At 65.1% G+C, this 22,065-nt stretch carries 16 protein-coding genes; 9 read left to right on the top strand and 7 right to left on the bottom strand.

What is annotated here, in order from left to right; translation table 11 throughout:
- Nucleotides 1-59 precede the first annotated feature (59 nt).
- Both WG208_RS15030 and WG208_RS15025 read left to right on the top strand, forming a co-directional pair.
- Nucleotides 60-1,793, top strand: coding sequence for a M3 family oligoendopeptidase (locus WG208_RS15030; RefSeq protein WP_337172199.1), 1,734 nt, complete (start codon nt 60-62; stop codon nt 1,791-1,793).
- A gap of 39 nt (nt 1,794-1,832) precedes the next feature.
- Nucleotides 1,833-2,558 carry a hypothetical protein gene (locus WG208_RS15025; RefSeq protein ID WP_337172198.1) on the top strand — a complete coding sequence of 242 codons (726 nt, stop codon included), beginning with the start codon at nt 1,833-1,835 and terminating at the stop codon, nt 2,556-2,558.
- A gap of 143 nt (nt 2,559-2,701) precedes the next feature.
- On the opposite strand, the gene WG208_RS15020 is transcribed toward WG208_RS15025, so the two are convergent.
- The 3 genes from WG208_RS15020 to WG208_RS15010 all read right to left on the bottom strand — a co-directional run bounded on the left by WG208_RS15020 (nt 2,702) and on the right by WG208_RS15010 (nt 5,559).
- A complete protein-coding gene (locus WG208_RS15020) occupies nt 2,702-3,589 on the bottom strand; it encodes a cytochrome c (protein WP_337172197.1) in 888 nt (295 codons plus the stop codon).
- Between the two features lie 36 nt (nt 3,590-3,625).
- Nucleotides 3,626-4,837, bottom strand: coding sequence for an amidohydrolase family protein (locus WG208_RS15015; RefSeq protein ID WP_345787010.1), 1,212 nt, complete (start codon nt 4,835-4,837; stop codon nt 3,626-3,628).
- Nucleotides 4,838-4,965: 128 nt separating this feature from the next.
- On the bottom strand, nt 4,966-5,559 hold the full coding sequence (locus tag WG208_RS15010; protein ID WP_337172195.1) for a DUF502 domain-containing protein: 594 nt from the start codon (nt 5,557-5,559) through the stop codon (nt 4,966-4,968).
- 184 nt (nt 5,560-5,743) lie between these two features.
- On the opposite strand from WG208_RS15010, the gene WG208_RS15005 reads away from it, so the two are divergent.
- The 5 genes from WG208_RS15005 (at nt 5,744) to WG208_RS14985 (ending at nt 13,341) form a co-directional block, all read left to right on the top strand.
- Nucleotides 5,744-8,788 (top strand): prolyl oligopeptidase family serine peptidase, encoded by a 3,045-nt coding sequence (locus tag WG208_RS15005; protein ID WP_337172194.1) that lies wholly within the window; start codon nt 5,744-5,746, stop codon nt 8,786-8,788.
- Nucleotides 8,788-9,579: a TIGR00266 family protein gene (locus WG208_RS15000; protein WP_337172193.1), complete on the top strand. Its 792-nt coding sequence runs from the start codon at nt 8,788-8,790 to the stop codon at nt 9,577-9,579. The genes WG208_RS15005 and WG208_RS15000 overlap by 1 nt, the downstream gene beginning before the upstream one ends.
- Nucleotides 9,580-9,673: 94 nt before the next feature.
- Nucleotides 9,674-11,632, top strand: a complete 1,959-nt coding sequence (gene speA / locus WG208_RS14995) for a biosynthetic arginine decarboxylase (protein ID WP_337172192.1) — start codon at nt 9,674-9,676, stop codon at nt 11,630-11,632.
- On the top strand, nt 11,629-12,354 hold the full coding sequence (locus WG208_RS14990; protein ID WP_337172191.1) for a YIP1 family protein: 726 nt from the start codon (nt 11,629-11,631) through the stop codon (nt 12,352-12,354). The genes speA and WG208_RS14990 overlap by 4 nt, the downstream gene beginning before the upstream one ends.
- Nucleotides 12,355-12,450: 96 nt before the next feature.
- Entirely contained in the window at nt 12,451-13,341 is an 891-nt protein-coding gene (locus WG208_RS14985; RefSeq protein ID WP_337172190.1) for a permease, read from the top strand.
- Nucleotides 13,342-13,389: 48 nt separating this feature from the next.
- Here WG208_RS14985 and WG208_RS14980 read toward each other — a convergent pair whose 3' ends face one another.
- From WG208_RS14980 to WG208_RS14970, 3 genes are all read right to left on the bottom strand, one after another.
- Complete coding sequence (locus tag WG208_RS14980) at nt 13,390-14,529, bottom strand: hypothetical protein (RefSeq protein ID WP_337172189.1); 1,140 nt, start codon at nt 14,527-14,529, stop codon at nt 13,390-13,392.
- A gap of 497 nt (nt 14,530-15,026) precedes the next feature.
- Nucleotides 15,027-15,632 (bottom strand): superoxide dismutase, encoded by a 606-nt coding sequence (locus WG208_RS14975; protein WP_337172188.1) that lies wholly within the window; start codon nt 15,630-15,632, stop codon nt 15,027-15,029.
- A 125-nt stretch (nt 15,633-15,757) separates the two neighbouring features.
- Nucleotides 15,758-16,390 carry a VTT domain-containing protein gene (locus tag WG208_RS14970; protein WP_337172187.1) on the bottom strand — a complete coding sequence of 211 codons (633 nt, stop codon included), beginning with the start codon at nt 16,388-16,390 and terminating at the stop codon, nt 15,758-15,760.
- Nucleotides 16,391-16,608: 218 nt separating this feature from the next.
- On the opposite strand from WG208_RS14970, the gene WG208_RS14965 reads away from it, so the two are divergent.
- Nucleotides 16,609-19,464, top strand: coding sequence for a glycoside hydrolase family 38 C-terminal domain-containing protein (locus WG208_RS14965; RefSeq protein ID WP_337172186.1), 2,856 nt, complete (start codon nt 16,609-16,611; stop codon nt 19,462-19,464).
- Nucleotides 19,465-20,455: 991 nt separating this feature from the next.
- A complete protein-coding gene (locus WG208_RS14960; RefSeq protein ID WP_337172185.1) occupies nt 20,456-20,929 on the top strand; it encodes a hypothetical protein in 474 nt (157 codons plus the stop codon).
- Between the two features lie 269 nt (nt 20,930-21,198).
- Here the strand turns inward: WG208_RS14960 and WG208_RS14955 are convergent, their stop codons facing one another.
- Complete coding sequence (locus WG208_RS14955) at nt 21,199-22,041, bottom strand: ABC transporter permease (RefSeq protein WP_337172184.1); 843 nt, start codon at nt 22,039-22,041, stop codon at nt 21,199-21,201.
- Nucleotides 22,042-22,065: the final 24 nt, after the last annotated feature.

Genomic DNA, 22,065 nt, shown 5'->3' with positions numbered 1-22,065 from the left:
ATGACACTCAGACGACGCTCGGACACGAGATTGTCGTCCACTCTGCACCCGACCTTTCGATGATCAAGCTTCCCGCCTCTCCAGAGGCATTTCGCGACGCCGCGTGGGACGATGTGGTGTCGTACTATGATGCGTTGGCCCAGGCGCCGCTGACCGCGGACAACACCTCGGTGGAGCCGTGGCTGGCCACCTGGTCGCGGCTGGACACGCTCGTCGGCGAAGCCGGCACGCTGGCGATGATTGCGTACACGGCCAATACGGCCGACTCGGTGGCCGAGCAGGCCTATCTGCGTTTTTCGATGGAGATCTTTCCGCGCCTCGAAGAGCAGCAGGTCCGACTGGCGCGCCGTCTGCTCGATCTGGGCTGGAGCCGTCCCGATCTCGACACCATGCTGCGCCGGTTCCGCAGTGACATCGAGATCTTCCGGGAGGCCAATGTCGAACGGTTCGCGCAGATCGAGGAGCTGTCGGCCGGTTATCAGAAGATCACCGGCGGATTGAGCGTCGACTGGGATGGCGAGTCGAAGACCATTCCGCAGTTGCAGCCGCTGCTCAAGTCCAACGATCGCGCGGTGCGGGAACGGGCGTTCCGGCTCGGCGCCTCGGCCTATCTCGACAAACGCACGGAGCTGGCCGATCTCTTCGATCGCATGTATGCGTTGCGCGTGAACGTGGCCAGGGAGGCCGGGTTCGCCGATTTCCAGCAGTACTGTTTCGTGGCCAAGCATCGCTTCGACTACTCGCCCAGCGACACGGCGCGGTTCCACGACGCGGTGAAGCAGACGGTGGCGCCGGCAGTGGAGCGGCTCATGACGCATCGCAAGGCGTCGTTGGCGGTGGAAACGCTGCGGCCATGGGACGTGGGCGTGGATCTCGACGCCAAGGAGCCGCTGCGGCCGTTCCACGATGTCGACACATTCGTGGGACAGGCCTCGAAGATTTTTCATCGCGTCGATCCCGAGCTGGGGGCGCAGTTCCGCCTGATGGCCGATGAACGTCTGCTCGATCTCGAAAGCCGGCCGGGCAAGGCGCCCGGTGGGTATTGCACCGATCTCGCGTTCCGGGGACGCCCGTTCATCTTCATGAACGCGGTGGGGGTGCCCGACGACGTCAATACGCTCGTGCACGAGGCCGGACACTGCTTCCACGATTTTGCCACGCACGATCTGCCGTTCACGTGGCAGCGGCGTACCGGGCACGAGGCGGCGGAACTGGCGTCGATGAGCATGGAGTTGCTGGCCATGCCCTATCTCGTGAAGCCCGACGGGTATTACTCGCCGGAAGAGGCGCGTGTGGCCTGGCTGGAGCATCTCGAAGAGGTGCTGAGCGCGCTCATTCACATCGCCAGCGTGGATGCGTTCCAGGCGTGGATCTACACCGATCCGGCGGGCGCCGATCGTGATGCCCGCGATCGGCAGTGGTTGTCGCTGCGGGCGGAGTTCGAACGTGGTGTGGACTGGTCGGGACTCGAACCGCTGCGTGTGGCGCGGTGGTATCGCCAGCTGCACATCTTCGAGTTGCCGTTCTACTACATCGAATATGGGCTCGCGCAGTTGGGCGCATTGCAGGTGTTCCGCAATGCCGTTCGCAATGCGAGCGACGCGGTGACGGCATACAAACGATTTCTCGCGCTGGGCGGCACCCGTTCGCTGCCCGAATTGTATCAGGCGGCCGGTGTGAAGCTGGTGTTCGATGCGGCCACGATGGCCGAGCTGGTGGAGTTCACCGAGGAGCGCATCGAAGCACTGCGTGCGGGAGCCGATGCCCCGTTCACGGGGATCATTCCCGCCTGAGAGGAGTACATTTCAGGTCTTTCTCATTCAGGAGTTTCGATGCAACGCGTGGTACACGTAGCCGTGGCTGCGGTGATGTTGGGAGGGGCGATGACGGGCAGTGCCGTTCGCGCCGAAGCGCAGCTTCCAACGGTACAGCAGGTCTACGACAAGTACGCCACCGCCGTGGGCGGGCGCGATGCGTGGGCAAAGGTGACGGGCCGAACCGAGAAAGGAACGGCGGATATCACCTTTGCCGGTCTCTCGGGCAGCTATGTCCGCTATATCGGAGCCCCCAATCTGATGCGCATGACGATCAATCTGGGCGTCCTCGAGATCGACCAGGGATTCGACGGCGAGAAGGGATGGCAGCAGCAGGGGCAGGGTGCGCAGCGCATGCCTCCCGATCAGGAGAAGAGTCTCGCCGAGAATCTCCAGACCGGTGCGACGTTCCTCGATCCGGGGCGGTTTGCCAAGGCTGAAGTGCAGAGCAAGGAGACCTTCGATGGCGCCGAGGCCTACAAGCTGGCCGTCACGACGAAGGGCGGTGCCGAACAATTCGAGTTCTTCGATGTGAACAGCGGACTGCGTATCGGCAGTGTGGTCAAATCGCCGGCAGGCGCGCAGCAGATCATCTATCGCGACTACAAGGAATTCGAAGGGAAGAAGCTGTCGACGAAGGTCATACAGAATCAGCCGCAGGGGGATGTGATCATCAACATCTCCACGGTCACGTTCGGCGCGCCCGACGGCGCGGTCTTCAAGGCGCCGGCGGAGCTCCGATAACTGCGGTTCCGGGTTTTGTGTTTGGGGTTTGGAGTTGAACTGCCGGGTGGTGGGTGACGCGTCGCGGGTCCTGCGACTCGTTACCCGTTACCCGGCTGTTCACCCCCAAACCCTGAACCCACCACCCAGAACTCACTGAGTCCTCACCGAGTCCCAAACTCCTTCCGTGGCACCGTCCGCAAGTACTTGATCGTCGCCCGCATCTCGAGCGGCGTCATGAGCGCCGTATAGCGCCACGGCATTTCCTGCTTGACCGAGGAGCCGTCGGGACGGCCACCGGTACGCAGAATGGTTTCGAGTTGCTCGTCGGTGTACTTCGAGAGACCGGTGGGCGTGAGATTGGACGCCGGCGGCGCCTCCGGTGGCAATCCCGGAATGGGACCACCGCCGAGTCCGGGACCGTGACAACCAGTACAGCCGCCCACGTTGGCGAGATACTCACCGTATGCGAGCGAGGTGTCGGCCACCATCATGCTCGGGGCAATACGGGTATGGTCGAGGCGTTCCGCCACGTACAGCGGCAATATGTTGGCCGCCACGAGCGTGCGTCCCACGGGACGCAGCATGGTCTGGCCGGATGTGCGGTCCACGGCAGGCACCGAGCGCAGGTAGGCCACGATGGCCGCCACATCCTCGTCGGCAAGGTGCTGGTAGTCATCGGCCGGCATGATGATCACACTGCGGCCGTCCCGTTTGACACCGTGCCGGATGACCCGCACGAGTTCGTCGTCGGTGTAATTCGCGATCACACCGCCGGTGGTGATGTTCGGTGCGACTGCCACCCCGAGCGCGGGATCGTCGATCATGATCTTGCCACCCAGATCGTCGGAATGGCATTCCACACACTTCGTGATGGCGGTGGCCAGATGTTTCCCCCGCGCAAGGATGGCCGAATCGGATGAGATGGCCATGTGCTGCAACGGCACATCGTACTCACGATCGGCCTTGCTGTTGCTTGCGGCATACACGTACCCGGCCGCTCCGCCGAGCAATACCACCAACGTTCCTGCTGCATATGCGATCCAACGCATGACGCGTTTCATTGGTCCCCCATGGTGATGTCCGGGCTACCGCCGGACGACGGTCCCACCTTTGACCACGAGGCGTACGGAACGCAGGGCAGAAATGTTTTGCAGGGGATTACCCTGGACCGCCACCAGATCGGCCAGCAGCCCGGGCGCAATACGGCCGAGTTCGCTTTCGCGGTGCACGAGACGGGCGTTCACGCTGGTGGCGGCCTCGAGCGCTGCCAGGGGCGTCATGCCGTATTCCACCATCAGTTCGAGCTCCAGCGCGTTGGTGCCGTGGCTGAAGACCCCCACGTCGCTGCCGTTGCAGATGGTCACGCCCGAGGCCAGCGCGAGTTTGAACATCGCCTTCTTCTGCACGATGTTGGCGGGATCGGCGTCCACGCCCTTCTTCCAGCCGCGGTAGCGGGTGTTGCTCTCCGTGGCCGACAGCGTGGGGCAGAACGCCACGCCGCGCTGCTTCATCAGCGCGAACACCTCGGCCGTGCCCCCATCACCGTGTTCGATGGTCTCCACGCCGGCGAGCACCGCGCGCCGCATACCCTCTTCGGTGCCGGCGTGCGCCACCACCGGACGACCACTCGAGGTGGCCGTGGATACGATGGCATTCCATTCGGCCGCCGTGAACGTGGGACGCGCTTCGCCACGCGGACCCCAGCGATAGTCGGCGTAGATCTTGACCCAGTCGGCGCCATGGCCGATCTGATCACGTACCACCCGCGTCACGCCGTCGACCCCATCGGCCTCCTCGGCGCCCTGCGGCACCCCGATCTCGGCGCCGAATCCCTTCGGGCCGTAGGACCCGGTGGCCACGATGGCCTTGGTGGCCACGAGAAGGCGCGGCCCGGGGATGATGCCCTGATCGACGGCTTCCTTGAGTCCCACATCGGCGTAGTCGGCGCCTTCGGTGCCGAGATCACGCAGCATCGTGAAGCCGGCATCGAGCGTGGCCTTGAGATGGTTCACCGCGCGGGCGGTGCGCAGGGCGAGCGATTCGCGCAGCACCTGATCGTTCCACGGCGTCTCGTCGTACGGATGCAGCAGCACGTGGCTGTGCAGATCGCTGAGGCCCGGCAACAACGTGGTGCCAGGCAGATCGATGCGCTGAGCGCCCCGGGGGATCGTGAGCGACGCCAGCGGACCGGCCGCGGCGATCCGCTGCCCCTGCACCAGCACCGCCCATCCCTGATGGATCTGGTCCGACGTACCGTCGAAGACCGCGTCGGGAACGAGCAGGAGCGGCGCGGCCATCGAGGCCGCAGCCGATGCCGCCGGCGCATTCTGGGCGGCACTCGCGGCGGATGACGCGGCCAGCAGGCCTGCCACGCCAAGGGCGATCGATAAACGGCGCATGAGACGGCAAGGAAGGGGAACGCGCATCAGGAGAGCCGGGGAGTGGCGTATTCGCCGGTGGAGAGCGAGGCGGGAACGAGACCGGAGACACCACCCGAGACCACGAAGGCCATCGCGTCGGCGCTGGCCACATCGAGCGGGCGCACCTGGCTGCCGGAGACCACGTAGAGCTGCCCCGAAAAATTGTAGGAGTGGGGGCAGTAGACGGCCACCTGCTCGTCGAGCCCGAGATGGGCGAGCGACTCCTGGGTGACGAAGCCCACCACGTGCACGGCATCGTTGGGAGTGATGCTCACCAGGACCGGTTTGTCGAAGCGGCGCTTTTCGCCCACGAAGGCATTCAGCAGATCCTTGGTGGAGCCGTACAGCAGGCGCACGAAGGGGAGGCGCGTCATGATCCCCTCGAGACCCGCCATGAGCGAACGGGTGAGCAGGTTCGAGCCCAGGAACCCCACCACGGTGATCAGCGCGATCGTGGCCACGAACCCGGCGCCCGGCACCGGCAGCCCGAGCCAGCCGTCGACCCGGTTGAAGACGAGCCAGCACACCCAGATGGTGACCGCCAGGGGGGTGAGCAGTACCATCCCACGCGCGAAATAGCCGATCAGCCGCCGCATCATGCTCCTCACGCGGCCGGGGCCGCGCCGTTAGTCTAAAGGAATGTGGAGACTGGCAATAATACCGACCCACGCGCGACGCCAGAATCTCGACCAGAATCTCGACCGGAATCTCAGTCGCCCCTGCTCCCCGTCCGCACCCGTTTCGATACCCGTCTCGGCCCCCGTCTCGATGCGATCGTCTGCGATGTCCTCCTCCGCCACATCGACCGCCATGGGAGCGCGCATGCGCCCCGTGCTGGCCGCCGTCCCCGTCGGCATCTTCACGCTGACAGCCACCCTGGTCGCTCCGCTTTCCGCGCAGACCACCACGCCCGCGAATCCCTACACGCTGGTGAGTCGCTGGACGGCGCCGGCGCTGCCGCCGGGCAAGAAGCCCATCACGCAGGACACCTACGACGAGTGGCGCACGATCGGCGGGACGTCGCTGTCGAACGACGGCAAGTGGGCGGTCTACACGCTGAGCCCCGTGGTGGGTGAGGGCGAACTGATCGTGCGGGCCACCGGCAGCGGCACCGAATACCGGGTGCCGCGCGGATACACCGGACGTCCGCAGTTGCAGGCCGGCGCCACCGGCGCGGCCAACTTCAATCCCGCCGCCGCGCAGGTGAGCGCCGACTCCCGCGCCGTAGCGTTTCTGATCTATCCGTCGCGCACCGCGTTGGAGCAGGCCCGCAGCCGGCGTGGCGCCACACCTCCGCGCAACAGCCTCGGCATTCTCAATCTCGCCGATGGTGTCGTGACGCGCGTGAACAATGTGCGCTCCTTCCAGCTCGCGCGGCGGGGCGGACGCTTCCTCGCCTACCTGCTCGAGGACACCACCGCCGCACGCCCGGGGGCTGGGGCTGGGGCGGGGGCGGGGGGAGCAGGCGGCGCCGGTGCTGCCGGTGCGGCTGGCGGCGCGGCGCGCAGTGATTCCGCCGGTCGTCCGCGCCGGGACTACGGCACGACGCTGGTGCTGCGTGATCTCTCCAACGGCACCGAAACCCGCATCGAAGGGGTGACGGCGTATCAGTTCGACGAAGGGGAGAAGTGGCTGGGCTACACCGTCACCACACGCGACGGCGCGGGCAATGGCGCGTTCGTCCGCGCGTTGCCGTCTGGCGTGGTGACGCCGCTGCTCACCGGCCTGGCCACGTATCGCAGTCTGGCGTTCGATCGCCAGGGTACCCAGTTCGCCTTCGTGTCCGATCTCGGCGACAGCACCGCGCAGCCGCGCTTCTCGCTGTATCACGCCGCGCTCGTGCCGGCCAAGGGCAAACCGGTGGCGGCGCGCAAACTCGTCACCTCGAGCGATGTGGCGCAGGGCCTGCTGGTGGCCGACCGCGGTCAGGTGGAGTTCACGCGCGAAGGCAACGCGCTGCTCTTCTCGCTCGGCGTGGTGCCGTTCGATTCCATCCCCGCAGATTCGCTCACCGACAAGGCGGTCTACGATCTCTGGCACTGGAAGGACGCCCAGACGCAACCGGCGCAGAAGCTCAACGCGTCGCGCGACCGCAACCGCACCTTCACCGCGCTCTACACGTTCGCCAGCAACAAGTGGACGCAGCTGGCCAACGACAGTCTGCGCGTGAGCATCAGCGGCGACGGCAAGCGCGTGCTGGGCATCAATGCGCTCGAGTATGCGATTCCACAGTTCTGGGGTGAGGGCGCCAGCGATGCCTACACGATCGATCCCCTCTCCGGCGCGCGCACGCTGATCGCACGCAAGCTCGATGGCAACGTGCAGCTCTCGCCGGGTGGCAACTACGCCATCTGGTTCGAGAACGGACAGTGGCAGGCGTACGCGATGGCCACCGGCAAGCGGGTGAATCTCACCGAGAAGCTGCCGGTCAGGTTCCAGGACGAGGAGTTCGACTCGCCCGATATCCCGCCACCGTACGGACTCGGGGGCTGGACCACGGGTGACAAGCGGGTACTCATCTACGATCGCTTCGACATCTGGGAAGTGGATCCGAGTGGTGCCGTCGCGCCGCGCAATCTCACCGAGAGCGAAGGGCGTCGGGCGGGCATGACGTTCCGCGTGGTCGACCTCGATCGCGACGAACCGTTCCTCGACGTCACGAAGCCGCTGCTGCTGCGGACGGTGGACACCCTCACCAAGGCCAGCGGCTACTGGCGCGACAAGCTCGGTGCGGAGAGCCGGCCGGAACGCATCGTGATGGGCGACCGCAACTACGCGGGCCTGCAGAAGGCGCGTGACGCCGAGCAGTACCTGCTGACGCAGAGCACGTATCGGGAGTTCCCCGATCTCTGGACGGGCACCGATATCGCGCAGACCACGAAGATCTCGAACGCCAATCCGCAGGACAGCGAATATCCGCGCGGCACGGTGGAGCTGGTGTCGTGGTACAACGGCGACGGCATCCCGTTGCGTGGTCTGCTGTACAAGCCCGAGAATTTCGACGCGTCGAAGCAGTACCCGATGATCGTGTACTACTACGAGAAGCTCACCGACGGTCTGCACAACTATCAGGCGCCCAGTGGACGCAATACGGTCAATCCGCTGGTGTACAACTCGCTCGGCTACGTGGTGTTCATGCCGGACATCGTGTACACCGACGGACAGCCCGGCCCGAGCGCGGCCAAGTCCATCATCCCCGGTGTGCAGTCGCTCATCCAGAAGGGCTTCATCGATCCGAAGCGTATCGGCATCACGGGGCAGTCGTGGGGCGGTTACCAGTCGGCGTATCTCGTCACGGTGACCAACATGTTCGCCGCGGCGGTACCCAACGCCACGGTGGTGAACATGACCAGCGCCTACGGCGGCATCCGGTGGGCGTCCGGCCTGGCGCGGGCGTTCCAGTACGAACACACGCAGAGCCGCATCGGCGGATCGTTGTGGCAGTATCCGGAGCGTTTCATCGAGAACTCGCCGCTGTTCCGTCTCGATCGGGTCACCACGCCGGTGCTGTTCATGGCCAACGACAACGACGGCGCGGTCCCCTGGTATCAGGGCATCGAGTTCTACGTGGCCATGCGCCGTCTGCAGAAGGAGGCGTACATGGTCGTGTACAACGGCGACGAACACAATCCGACCAAGCGCGCCAATCAGAAGGACATCGACCGCAAGATGCAGGAATTCTTCGCCGTGAAACTTCTGGGGGCCGAACCGCCGTCGTGGATGGTGCGCGGCATTCCCTTCCTGGAGAAGGGCCGCGATCAGGTGAAGATGTCCACGCAATCCGAGCGGGCCGCAGCGCCCACCGGAGGTCCCAACGGAGGCAAGTGATGGCGGCAGACGAGATCGACTATCAGATCATCGGCGATGATCTGCAGGCAGTGATCGTCACCCTCGATCCCGGCGAAGCGGTGTTCGCGGAAGCCGGCGCGATGATGTACATGCGCGAAGGGATCACGATGGCGACCACGCTCGATCCCAACGCACGCGCCGGCGGCCTGTTCGACAAACTGGTGGGCGCCGGCAAGCGGGTACTGGCGGGTGATTCGTTCTTCGTGACGTTGTTCGGCAACAGCGGGGCGCGGCGGTCCGATGTGGCGTTCGCCGCGCCGTACCCGGGCAAGATCGCGCCGCTCAATCTGCGCGACTGGGGCGGCACCATCCTGGCGCAGAAGGACTCGTTCCTCTGCGCCGCGCGCGGCATCGACATCTCGGTGGCGTTCACCCGGCGCATCGGAGCCGGTTTCTTCGGCGGCGAAGGATTCATCCTGCAGAAGCTGCAGGGGGATGGTCTCGCGTTCCTGCACGCCTCGGGCACCCTGCACGCCATCGACCTCGCGCCGGGCGAACAGTTGCGCGTGGACACCGGCTGTCTCGTGGCCTTCCAGCCCAGCGTCGAGTACGACATCCAGCGCGTGCCGGGCATCAAGACGGCACTGTTCGGTGGCGAAGGATTGTTCTTCGTCAGTCTCCGGGGACCGGGGCGCGTCATCCTGCAGACCCTGCCGTTCTCGCGATTGGCCGACCGGATCATCGCCGCCGCGCCACGGGCGGGCGGACGTTCCCGCGAGGAAGGATCGGTGCTCGGCGGGCTCGGTGCGCTGCTCGATGGCGACAACTGAGCCGGCGGGACGGCGTCTTCCGATGCGTCACAATTCTGACGGTTCGCACCGATGTCTCCCCCCACCGGTGCGAACCGTCTAGCTTTCCGCGCCTATGGCAACCCGCACTCCGCCCATCGTCGAGCCTCCCCCGGCTCCGGACTGGTCTCTCGAAGCCGCCCGCTCCCTCTACAACGTGGAAGGATGGGGGGCCGGCTATTTCGACATCAATGAACGCGGTCATGTGATCGTGCGTCCCGATCCGGGGCATCCGGAGCGGACACTCGATCTGCGGGATCTCGCCGCCGATCTCGAAGGGCAGGGCATCCAACTGCCGGTGCTGCTGCGCTTCTCGGACATCCTGCGGTCGCGCATCGAAACCCTGAGCGGGCGTTTCAGCAGTGCGATCCGCGAATTCGAGTACACGGGTGGCTACACCACGGTGTATCCGATCAAGGTGAATCAGCAGCGTCACGTGGTCGAAGAGATCGTGCGTTTCGGCAAGACCCACGGGGTGGGGCTCGAATGCGGCTCCAAGCCCGAATTGCAGGCGGTGATCGGGCTGTCGGAAAGCACCGAACATCTCATCGTCTGCAACGGGTACAAGGACCACGAGTTCATGCGGCTGGCCCTCATGGCGCAGAAGCTCGGACACAAGGTCTTCATCGTGCTCGAGCAGGTGAGTGAACTCGACGTGCTCATCGAAGTGGCCGACGACCTCGGGGTCACGCCCACGTGCGGCGTGCGCATCAAGCTCGCCAGCGAAGGCGCCGGCCGTTGGGCGCAGAGCGGTGGGGAGAAGAGCAAGTTCGGCCTCGGTTCCGCGGAACTCATCAAGCTCATCGACAAACTGCAGGCGGCGGGTCGGCTCGACATCCTCAAGCTCATTCACTTCCACCTCGGCAGTCAGATCACCGACATCCGCTTCATCAAGTCGGGGCTGCAGGAAGTGGCGCGATTCTACCTCGAGCTGCGGGCCGCCGGCGTGGAGATCACGCATGTGGACGTGGGCGGCGGACTGGGTATCGACTACGACGGCACCAACTCCACCAACAATGCCAGTGTGAACTACACGCTGCAGGAGTATGCCAACGACGTCGTGTACACCATCGCCGAGGCGTGCCGTGAGGCGGAACTGCCCATGCCGCACATCATCAGCGAGTCGGGGCGGGCGCTCACCGCGCATCATGCGCTGCTGCTGCTCAAGGTCATCGATGTGGAGTCGCAGGCCGAGCAGCCCATCCCCGCGCTCGACGACGACGACCATTCGCTGTTGCACGAGATGTACGAGGACTGGCGCACGCTCACCGAGCGGGCGGCCAAGCCGCGCAAGGTGCTCGAGGTGTTCCACGACGCGTCGTTCGACAAGGATCGGGCGCGGCAGTACTTCAATTCGGGCGTGCTGAACCTGCGCGGTCTGGCCAAGGCCGAGGTGCTGTGGCTGGCCACGATGAATGCGATCTACCGCATCGCCAAGTCCGACCCCGACACCTACGAAGACATCCTGCCCGAACTCGAGTCGGCGCTGGTCGATCGGTATTTCTGCAACTTCTCGCTCTTCCAGTCGCTGCCCGACAGCTGGGCCATCGACCAGCTCTTTCCGATCATGCCCATCCATCGGCTGCTCGAGGAGCCGGCGCGGCGCGGCACCCTGCAGGACGTCACCTGCGATTCGGACGGTAAGATCGATCGCTTCGTGGGTGGCAAGCACGGCCGGCCGAGTCTCGAACTGCACGAGTTCCGCGATGGCGAGGACTACATCCTCGGCATCTTTCTCACGGGCGCGTACCAGGAGATCCTGGGCGATCTGCACAATCTGTTCGGCGATACGAACGCCGTGCACGTGCGTCTCAACGAGTCCGGAAACTACGAGATCACCGATCTCGTAGAGGGCGACACGGTGACCGAAGTGCTCAATTACGTGCAGTTCGGGGCATCACAGCTCCTGGCCACATTCCGTCGCAAGGTGAACGGGTCGTCGCGTCTGACGCGTGACGAAGCCAATGCCTTCATCGCGGACTATGTGGCGGGACTAGAAGGGTACACCTATCTGGAGGGAGAGGCCGCACGATGAGTGAATTCTCCACCGAGTCAGCGAAGCAGAGCGGCGTGTTCGAGGATCTGCTGGAAGTGTTCTGGTCGCCGGCGGCCGTTTTCGATCGCACGCGGAATGCGAACGCCTGGAAGTACCTGCTGATCATCGCGTTGCTCTGCTGCGTGGTCACGGTCGCCACGGCCAGTCTGGTGCAGCCGTATCTCGAGGCCAACGCCGATCTGCAGATCGCCTTGCAGACCAAGTCCGGCCGAGCGATGCCCGAGCAGGCCGTGGCGATGACCCGCTCGATCACCAAGTACGCCTACCTGGTCGGCCCGCTGTTCATCATCCCGATCGGAGCGCTGCTGGGGGCGCTGTTCGTGATGTGGGGTGGGAAGACCATGTCGGCGCCACTGCGGTATGGGCAGGCGTTGACCATTCTCGCCATCTCCTCCGCGCCGCGCCTGCTGGGGTTCATCGCCACGTCGGCGCAGGGAGCGATCCTCGATTCCGCGAATGCCCACTCGATGGCCGATCTGGCCCTCGGGCCGGCGCGATTCATCGACCCCTACACCGTCTCGCCGGTCGTTCAGGGCTTTCTGATGACACTCGACGTGTTCGCGATCTGGCAGTATGTGCTGATCGCGATCGCCGTGAGTGTGGTGGCCCGTGTGGAGCGGTCCACGGGGGCCATCGTGTCGCTGATCTCGTGGGCCCTGGGCGCGGCCCTCACGCTGATCCCGGGACTGCTGGCGTCCTGACGTTTCGGGCGCGATTCTTGGAGGCGACCGTGGAGAGGCTTCACGGTCGCCTTCGTGTTTCCCACCTCCGTCTCCGCCATCCCCCACCCGCACGCAATGTCCTTCGACGCCAAGTCTCTGCTCCTCATCGGTCTCGGTATGGTGACCGTGTATCACGTGGTCTCGCTGGTGCGGGGTCTGCCGAAACTTGGCTCGATGAAACCCACATCGGGCTTCATTCTCACCGGCGTGGTGACGGATTTCCTGGACACCCTGGGCATCGGATCGTTTGCCACGACGACGGCGATCTACCGGGCCTTCAAGTGGGTGAAGGACGCCCTCATTCCGGGCACGCTCAACGCGGGGCACACGCTTGCCACGCTGGCGCAGGCGTTCATCTACACGCAGGTGGTGGAGGTCGAATCGACCACGCTGGTCGGCATGATCGTGGCGGCGGTGCTGGGGTCGTGGGTGGGCGCCGGTCTCGTGTCCAAGTGGCCCACGCGCTACATCCAGTTCGGCATGGGCCTGTGTCTGGCCGGCGCAGCGCTGCTCACCGCGGCGCAGGCAGCCGGTGCGCTGCCGGGCGGGGGCGATGCCATCGGGCTCACCGGGGTCAAACTGGTCATCGCGCTGCTGGGCAACTTCGGACTCGGCGTGCTCATGACCATCGGCATCGGTCTGTACGGACCGTGTCTGCTGCTCGTGAGCCTGCTGGGCATGAATCCCGCGGCCGGCTTCCCCATCATGATGGGCTCCTGCGCGTTCCTCATGCCGTTCGCCAGCGACCGGTTCATCCGTCTGGGCAAGGTCGATCCGCGCGCGGTGGTGGGCAACATCATCGGCGGCCTGCCGGCGGTGTTCGTGGCGGCCTACATCGTGAAGTCCCTCGCCGAGCATGGCTCTGCGCTGCGTTGGTTGGTCGCGGTGGTGGTGGCCTATACAGCCGTCACGCTGCTGCTGGCGGCGCGTCGCAAGCCGGAGAGCGGTGAGGCGGTCGCGGCCTGATCGTTTCTTGATCGTGTCGGGGAAGTTGACGCTGGTCGGTGCCGGTGTTCAGGGCATCGGCCAGCGCACCTGACGGAGCCGCTCGAGTTCATCGTCGTCGCGTGCCACGATGTAGATGTGCCGCGCACCACTGCCGACGATGCGTTCGGCGGCCGGCAGGCGCAGTTGGCGCAGCAGTTTCCCCGATCGGTCGATGATGTCGTACACGGTGGTGTTCGATGCGGGATCGACGACACGCTGAATGAGGAGCGAGCCGTCGGGCGCGGCGATGAGTGCATCGGGCCGGAATGGAGGCAGTACGTCGGGCCACGGCGGGAGATCCTTCTCGCTGAATGGTGGAGAGACCTCTGGCCAATGCGCTTTCACCATCCGCTGCCGCAGTGCATTGCTGGTGCGCACAGGCGTGAAGGGGAGTGGCGCTCCTGCCGTCCGATGGCCTTGGGGGGAGATCCAGTCCACCCGATAGGGGTCGAGGTATGCGATCACGATCCAGCCATCAGCGAAGAGCAGGCTCTGCTCGGCCGTCGCCAGCGGACTCACCAATTGCCAGAGAATCGGCGCGCCATTGGGCAGGACCGGTCGGTACGCCTGCGTCTGCAGGGCGTTCATCCCTTTGAGTCCGGCAACCGTTTGGGCCGCCATGGGGAATCGGTTGTATTGGCGCGGATCGCGGGCCCGGACGAATACCGTCAACGATTCGGCGGTGAGGCCCGATTCGACGCGGGGAATGCCGGGCGTTTGACGGTACCGACCGCTGGAGAGCGAGTACAATACCCGACCAGACCGGTCAGCGCCCAGCAGTCGCGGCAATCCTCGTGGCGTGATATCGCGCAAGTCGACCGATGTCAGCCCGGTGATTCCCGCGAAGAGATGCCAGCGGCGGGCCTGCGGGTCCTCGAACCAGGTGCTGTCGCCACCCAATGCCACCAGCTTCTGGACACGTGTGTATTCGCCTGGACCGCGCCCCGCGCGTCCGACGGGGCTCTTTGCACCCGTGGCGAGATGCACCTGCGGCTCGGCCTGATCGACCACCAGCAGACGCGTGTCGCTGAGTTCGCGTACGGCCACAATCGTGCCGAACGATCCCGGTGGCGATTCGCGGGCCGCCGTTAGAGCGGGGCGGATGCTTTGCGCCAGGAGGGTGTAGGGCAGGACCTGCGTCACCAAGAGAATGGAGGCAAACCTCATGCAACTTCGCCTCTTTAGATGGAAGGGTTCGGTGTGAGAGGGATGAGCATCACCATATTGGCGGACTGCTGACGGTATTCGTCGCCGGCGTTCGTCGAACGTGTGACTGCCTTGCAGAACATGTTCGCCACGCTCTGCGCAGTGGGATCCGCATCGATATGCACGTTGGTGAAGAACCGCTGTATGCATTGGCCGACCCGGGTCAGTTCATACGGCGCTTGTCAATAGGGCCGTGTTGGCCGCATCTTCGAACCCTTCTTCACCACGAAGCGCGTCGGGCTGCGAACGGCATGGCATTGGCCCAGGCGGTGGATTTTGCGGAGCGGGCGAGTGGCGTGCTCCAGGTCGACAGCACGGTTGGTGCCGGCGCCACGTTCCCCATGTGTCTGCCCCGCGTCGATGGGCCGGTGGGTGGGGACCGAGCTGGCGGGAGTCTTGGTGGGACAACAAAATCCCGGCCGGTCCGATGAGGAGACCGGCCGGGATCGGCCGTACAACTATTTCGCGGCGTAACGCTTGGCGACGGCTGCCCAGTTCACGACGTTCCACCACGCGCCGAGATAGTCGGCGCGACGGTTCTGGTACTTGAGGTAGTACGCGTGCTCCCACACGTCGACACCGAGGAGCGCGTGCTTGCCTTCCATGAGCGGATTGTCCTGATTGGGCGTGCTCACGATGGAGAGATTGCCATCGGTGGAGACGAGCCAGGCCCAGCCCGAGCCGAAACGTCCCATGCCAGCCGCCTGGAACTGCTCCTTGAACGTCGCGAACGACCCGAAGGCCTTCGTGATCGCGGCGCCCAGATCACCCGAGGGTTCACCACCCGCCTTGGGCGCCATCAGCTCCCAGAAGAGTGAGTGGTTCCAGTGTCCACCGCCGTTGTTGCGCACGGCGGTGCGCACCGCTTCCGGCACTTCGTTGATGCGACGGCAAAGATCATCCAGCGACCACGACGCCAGTTCGGGCGCCTTCTCGATCGCGGCATTGAGATTGGTGACGTAAGCCTGGTGATGCTTGCCGTGGTGAATGTTCATCGTCTGTGCGTCGATATGGGGCTCGAGCGCATCGGGCGCGTACGGCAACGCGGGCAGAGTAAAAGCCATCTCGGTGTCTCCAGAGGGAGGAAGAGCCAGTTGTGAAACCACTACGTGATGCCACGTACCGCTGCTGCTGATGCGACTGCTTCTGCGGCGGCACGGTCCTGCATGAGCACGACCTGCTGTCCGGCTCAGGCGCGCACACGACGGCGCTCTTTCAGCCAGGCGATGATCCCGGGCAGGATCGACAGGAACACCACCACGAGAATGACCTTCTCGACGTGGTCGGCCACCGTGGGCACGGTGCGGGCGAGGACCCACCCCGTGAGCAGCATGCTCCAGATCCAGAGCACGCCCCCGATGACGTTGTACGTGAGGAACGCACGATACTCCATGCGTCCCACGCCGGCGACGACCGGCGCGAACGTGCGGACGATCGGCATGAACCGGGCAATGATGATCGTCTTGCCGCCGTGTTTCTCGTAGAAGGCCTGGGCACGCAGCAGGTGATCCTTGTGAAAGAACAGGGAATCCTCGCGCGTGAAGATGCGGGGACCCGCGGTCTTGCCGACGTTGTACCCCACAGTGTCGCCAACGATGGCCGCCACCGTGAGAATGGCGCCGAGCAGCCACACGTTGAGGCCGAAGGCGGGGTCAGCCGCGAGCAGGCCAGCCGTCACCAGCAGCGAGTCGCCCGGCAGGAAGAATCCCACCAGCAGTCCCGTTTCGGCGAAAATGATGAGGGTGAGACCGAAGTAACCGGCCCACTGCACCAGCGCCGGCAGATCGCGCAGCCGGTCGAAAAACTGAGTCAGGAACTCCAAGCGTCAATCCGCGGGAAAGAGGAGGTGGTGTCGCTGAGGAAAGCTCGACGCCCGTCTTCCGATGGTCAACCACACGGTCAACCATGCCGCGCTGGCCCGGGGCAGGACCGGTGGCGTAGCTTGCCGGGGTGACTCCCCATGGGAAACCGGTTTTTGTGGTGTCGTCGGCGACGGCGGCGGATAGGCCGGCATCGGCACACACCGCTGCGGGGCCGGTGATGTCCCACTCCACGCCGCTAGTGGTGTGTGTGGTGTCGCATACACACTGGGACCGGGAGTGGTATCATCCCCTGCCGCGGTTCCGGCAGCGGCTGGTCGCGCTCATCGATGCCTTGCTGGCCGATGACGGCGGGGGCCCCTTCCTGCTCGATGGGCAGGCGATCACGCTGCTCGACTATCTGACCGTGCGGCCGGAGCGGTTCGAACGGCTGGCGGCGGCGCTGCGTGACGGCTGCCTGGAGGCCGGCCCGTGGTTCGTGCTGGCCGACAACCTCATTCCCGGCGGCGAAGCGATCGTCCGCAATCTCGAAGCCGGTCGGCGTGTGCTGGGCCGCTTTGGCGCGCGGGCTCCGCAGGTGGCCTACTGTCCGGATACCTTCGGACACCCGGCCGCGCTTCCGCAGATCGCAGCCGGCTTTGGACTGCCGGTGGCGGTCGTGTGGCGCGGAGCGGGCGGTGCTTCTCTGCCACCCACCGACGCGTTCGAATGGAGAGGCCCCGATGGCGCGTCGGTGTTCGTGCACCATCTGCCGCCTGACGGCTATGAATTCGGCAGCGCGCTTCCGGTGGAAGCGATGGCGGCGGCGGAGCGCTGGGGTCGGCTGCAGGATCTGTTCGCGCAACGGAATCGCACCGGTGTGGTCCTGCTGCTCAATGGCGCGGATCATCATGCGCGGCAGCCCGATCTTGCGGTGGCGCTCGCGGCGTTGCGGCGGGCTGCCGGGGCCGCGGAGAGCGCTGGAGTCATGGAGACCGCTACGGCAGCGGTGACCACACTGCAGTCTACCACCCTGCAAACCTGGGCCGATCGATTCCACGAGGCGGCGGCCCGTTGTGCGCAGGCCGGGGTCCTGCCGCGGGTCGCGGGTGAACTGCGCGATTCATACGGCTACACCTGGACGCTCGGCGGCACGCTTGCCACGCGTGCCCACCAGAAGCGGCACAATGCCCGGCTCGAGCGGGGACTGCTGCGGGACGTGGAGCCGTGGCTGGCACTGGCGGTGTTGCACGACCGGCTCGGCGCCCATCGTGCGGTGAGTCCATCGGCGCGTCTCACCATGGCCCAGTTGCCGGCGTTGCTGGATACCGCGTGGGAGTCGTTGCTGGCCATGCATCCGCACGACACGCTGTGCGGCTGTTCGGTGGACGCGGTCGCGCGGGCCATGGACGTGGCGCAGGAAGGCGTGGCGGAGCAGGGACGCGGACTTCGCGAGGCCGCGTTGCAGTTGGCGCTGGAGCACGACGTGGTCGACGCCCGGTCACGCGCGCTCACACCCGGAGAGGCGCCCGTGGTGATACGCAACCGCGCCGCCCGGGCGCGCGGAGGGCTGACCCATCTCACGCTCCGCACCACCATCGCCGATGTACCGGTGGGGCCGGCCAGTGCCGATGCGCGGACACCTGAACTGCCGGACAATCTGCTGCGCGAGCTGCCACTGGATCTGCCACGCGATCTGCCACGCGATCTTCTCGTGCCCCGCACCGGTACGCTGATCGTTCAGCCGCTGGGTTCACCCAGGTTGGCCTGGGAGCGGCGGGAGTCGCCGCAGCACTATCCGGACAACGATCTCGTGGTCGAACAGCGGATGCTCGCGTGGATGCCGGAGGTGCCGGCGATGGGGCTGCGGGTGGGACATCTGGACCCCATGTCACTGGACACCATACCGAACGATGCGGCGCCGCTGCCCGTGCAGGTGAAGGAGGACGGGGAGCGCACCCGGCTCGACAATGGGTGTGTGCGCGTCGACGTGACGCGTGACGGCATCGTCACGATCGCCACGCCGCAACGGACGCTGCACGACGCCCTGCGCGTGGAATCGTGCGCTGATACGGGCGACAGTTACACCCCGTCGCCTGGTGTGTCCGTACGCCTGGCCGTCCGTGCGGTACGGATTCGTGAACGGGGCCCGCTGCGTGCAGCGGTGGACATCGTGTGGACATTGGGCGATGGCTCGGCGCCAGGCACGCCTCGTGGTGCCATCCGTGTGACCACCACACTCCGCGTGAACGCCGGCAGTGATGTCGTGGAGTGTCGCGTGCACATGCACAATCAGCGCACGGACCATCGCACGCGTTTGGTGTGGCATACCGATATTCACGATGGCGATGTGCTTGCCGATGCCGCATTCGGCCCCGTGGTGCGCGCGCCCATTCTGCCTTCGTCGCATGCCCGTGAAGGCGTGCCGGACGGCATGCCGCTCCATCGCTGGTTGCTGCAGCACACGCGCACCCGCGGCGCCGCGCTGTTGTCCGACGGACTCGCCGAAGGGTATGTGGCCGACGGAAAACTCGGCGTGACGCTCCTGCGCGCCATCGGCGAACTGTCGCGGTCATCCATCCCGGAGCGGCCGGGGCATGCCGGTTGGCCGGCGAGCACTCCGGACGCGCAGTGCCAGGGTGAGTACACTGCGCGGGTGGCGCTGCTGCTGATCGACGACATGAACGAACTCGTGCCCGCCGGGCTCGCTCAGGCGAGCGACGATCTCCTGCTGCCGTTGATGGGGGAGACGTGGCGTGACTTGCGCATGAGCGCCGTAGAGCATGAGACCATCGGAGACACGTCATTGCTGCTCGCCGGTCCGTCACTGCATGGGGATGGGCTCGACGTCAGCGCCGTAACCATTTCACGGCACGATCCCGCGGCCGTGATATTGCGCGCAGTGAACTGCCTCGATCGTGATGTCGCGGGCACCTGGCGCTTGCCGTTTCCGGGACCGTGGGCGGCCACGCCGTGCCGGCTCGATGAAACGCCCATCGGCGAGGCCATGCTCTGTGAGCAGGACATGTCCTTCTCGACGGGTCCGCGGGGGATCGTGACCTTCCTCGTCCGGCGGGCACCCGAAAGCACCCTCTGATAGAGCGAAGGGGGTAGCCCCGACTCTGGACTGGATAACTGCGGATGTGGGCCGGAGGCAGGCGGATGGCGGTACGTTCACCGTCACGGGCATCGAAGAAGTGGATGGCCGCTGGTGACATCTGCCTGATGGACCGGCGCAACTCGGTGGTGATGCGCTACTCATCTAAGTCATGCGATACGCCGTCGGCCCCGTTGGCTCGGCGCTCGCCGGTTCGTACGACTCAGCGAGCGCCACTCCGGCGGGTATCCAGTGTAAATCTCCAGGTCTGCGGGACACCGCCTGCCGACAATCCAGTTCCAACGATCCCATCCCCGTTGGCATCGTATAGATGGAATTCGGCAGGGACATTCACCGCACCGATTCTCTGTCCGGTCGGTGACAGCACGGTCCATCGTATGAATATGGCACCAGGAGTAGGATAGGTTTCGACCCAGAGACGATCGTGTGCATCGACGAGTAGTCGCCGGTGTGCGGGAAGCTCGGTGTTGTAGGGCAGTGACCGCAGGAAGCGCTCCCGTGTACTGCGATCTCCTGTGCCATACCGATCCAGTTCATCCTCGATGAAACGATTCAGTTGCGCCGAGGAGATCCGGATGGGAGTGCTCGGCGTCGGTGCGACGACGCCGAGGAAACGTCCAGTGAGATCGTATGCACGCACACCGCCATGGTCTCCAGTACTCACGTATGCGCGGCTCCCGGAGAGTACCGCTGCTGTCACCTTGCCAAGGGGACGGGGGAAGTCACTCTGTCCATTGAAGTACCGCTCCGAAGCGCGAACAGTGTCGATGGAAACGGGAGATCCTTTACCATCGGCCAATGTAAGACGCACCAGAGGACGGCGTGGGCCGATTCCCTCCGGTGGTGCAGGCGACCGATTGACAAGCAGTAGCTGCCCTCGGCCATTGCAGGTCAGCTCATAGGGAGGAGCACCTCCCTCAGAGAAGGACTGAACATTCGTCGTGCGGATCAGATCTCCCCGTGGTCCTAGATGCGTGAGGCGCATGGCGAAAGGATCATAGACCACAACCGTGTCTCCGGCACATCGGTGCAGGGACAGAATGGTACGGAACTCGCCCGGACCTCCACCTGCGCGCCCAACCGTCTTGATCGTCCGGCCATCCACTCCGAAGAAACGGACTTGCAGGGCCTGCTGGTCAGCGACAGCAAGAGTTCCATCGGACAGCAGGACAACCCCGACGATACGTCCAAATATGCGCTCGGAAGGTCCATCGGCGTCACCGATCACCAGACTGGGGGTCGATGGAAGTTGCCAGTCTCTAGCTACTGGCTGTGCGGCGATCGCTGTGTTTTGAGTTATCAGCGCGGTCACAATGAAGAGCGCCGATGGAATGATGTCCCGCATGACGAATATAGAAAATTGGTTGGCAAGACTTATGGGGCCCCGTCAGATGACGAGGCCCCATACCGTAATCAAATGCAGGTCGAGGCGCACGTGTTGTAATGCCAGATCCCATCCCAACAATCCACGTTGGGATTCGGAGTTGCGCACGGCCCATCCTCCGTGCACAGGAGCGGAGTCGGAGCGGGCGTGGCGACCGAGGCCGACACTGGGAGCAGCGAGACGGCCATCATCGCTGCGAATACCTTAGCACATCTTTTCATCTTGCACCTCGTTCAGGTGAAATGGAAAATGGGCGTTAGATCGCCGAGCGGCTCAACGGCCAAGCGGCTCAACGCCTGACGCCAATGTCCGTCCCATTCCCAATCAAGTCAAGCTCGACCGTTTTTATGGTATATCCGCCTGTTCCTGAGGGCTTCCCCCAGCATCGTGCACGCCACCACGGTCACGATGAGCAACACACCGGGCGCCAGCGCGATCCAGGGTGCGGTGAGCAGCCATTCCCGTCCACCGGCGATCATGTTGCCCCAACTCGCGGTGGGCGGCTGCACACCGAGACCGAGAAACGACAACCCACTCTCGAGCACGATGGCATTGCCCACGCCGAGGGTCATGGCCACGGTCGCACTGCCCAGCGCATTCGGCAGCACATGACGCCACAACACACGGGGGGCCGGCACACCCAGGGCATCGGCGCCTTCCACATACGATTGCAACCGCACCTGCAGCACCTCGGCGCGCACGAGGCGCATCACCGCCATCCAACCGGTGAGACCCAGCACGACGATCACCACCCAGAGCCCCGGTCCCCAGAGCGCGGCGATCACCAGCAGCAGCACCAGACGGGGAATGGCCAGCAATGCATCCCCCAACGCGGTGATGATGCGGTCGGGCCATCCCTCCGCCCAGCCGGCCAGTGCGCCGGCCGCGATGCCGATGGCGCCCGACAATGCCGATCCGGCCACGGCCACCAGCAGCGAGATGCGCGCGCCCACCCACAATCGCACGAAGAGATCACGTCCGAAGGCATCGGTGCCGAGCAGATGCCAGGTGCCCAGGGCGTCCCGTGAGAAGGGCGCGACCAGCCGCGTCGCGAGCACGTCGCCGATATCCCGCGATTCGGATGAGGCCATCCACGGCACCAGCAGCGCGCAGAGCACCAGCAGCATCAGCGTCGCACCACCGGCCCACACGCGACGATCGGGAGCGCTCATGTGGTCGCCCTCATGGGACCGCGC

It is taken from the genome of Gemmatimonas aurantiaca, assembly GCF_037190085.1.
GTDB classification, from domain to species: Bacteria; Gemmatimonadota; Gemmatimonadetes; order Gemmatimonadales; family Gemmatimonadaceae; genus Gemmatimonas; species Gemmatimonas aurantiaca_A.
Note: the sequence above shows the minus strand (reverse complement) of the source record. Positions and strands in the feature narration are given on the sequence as shown.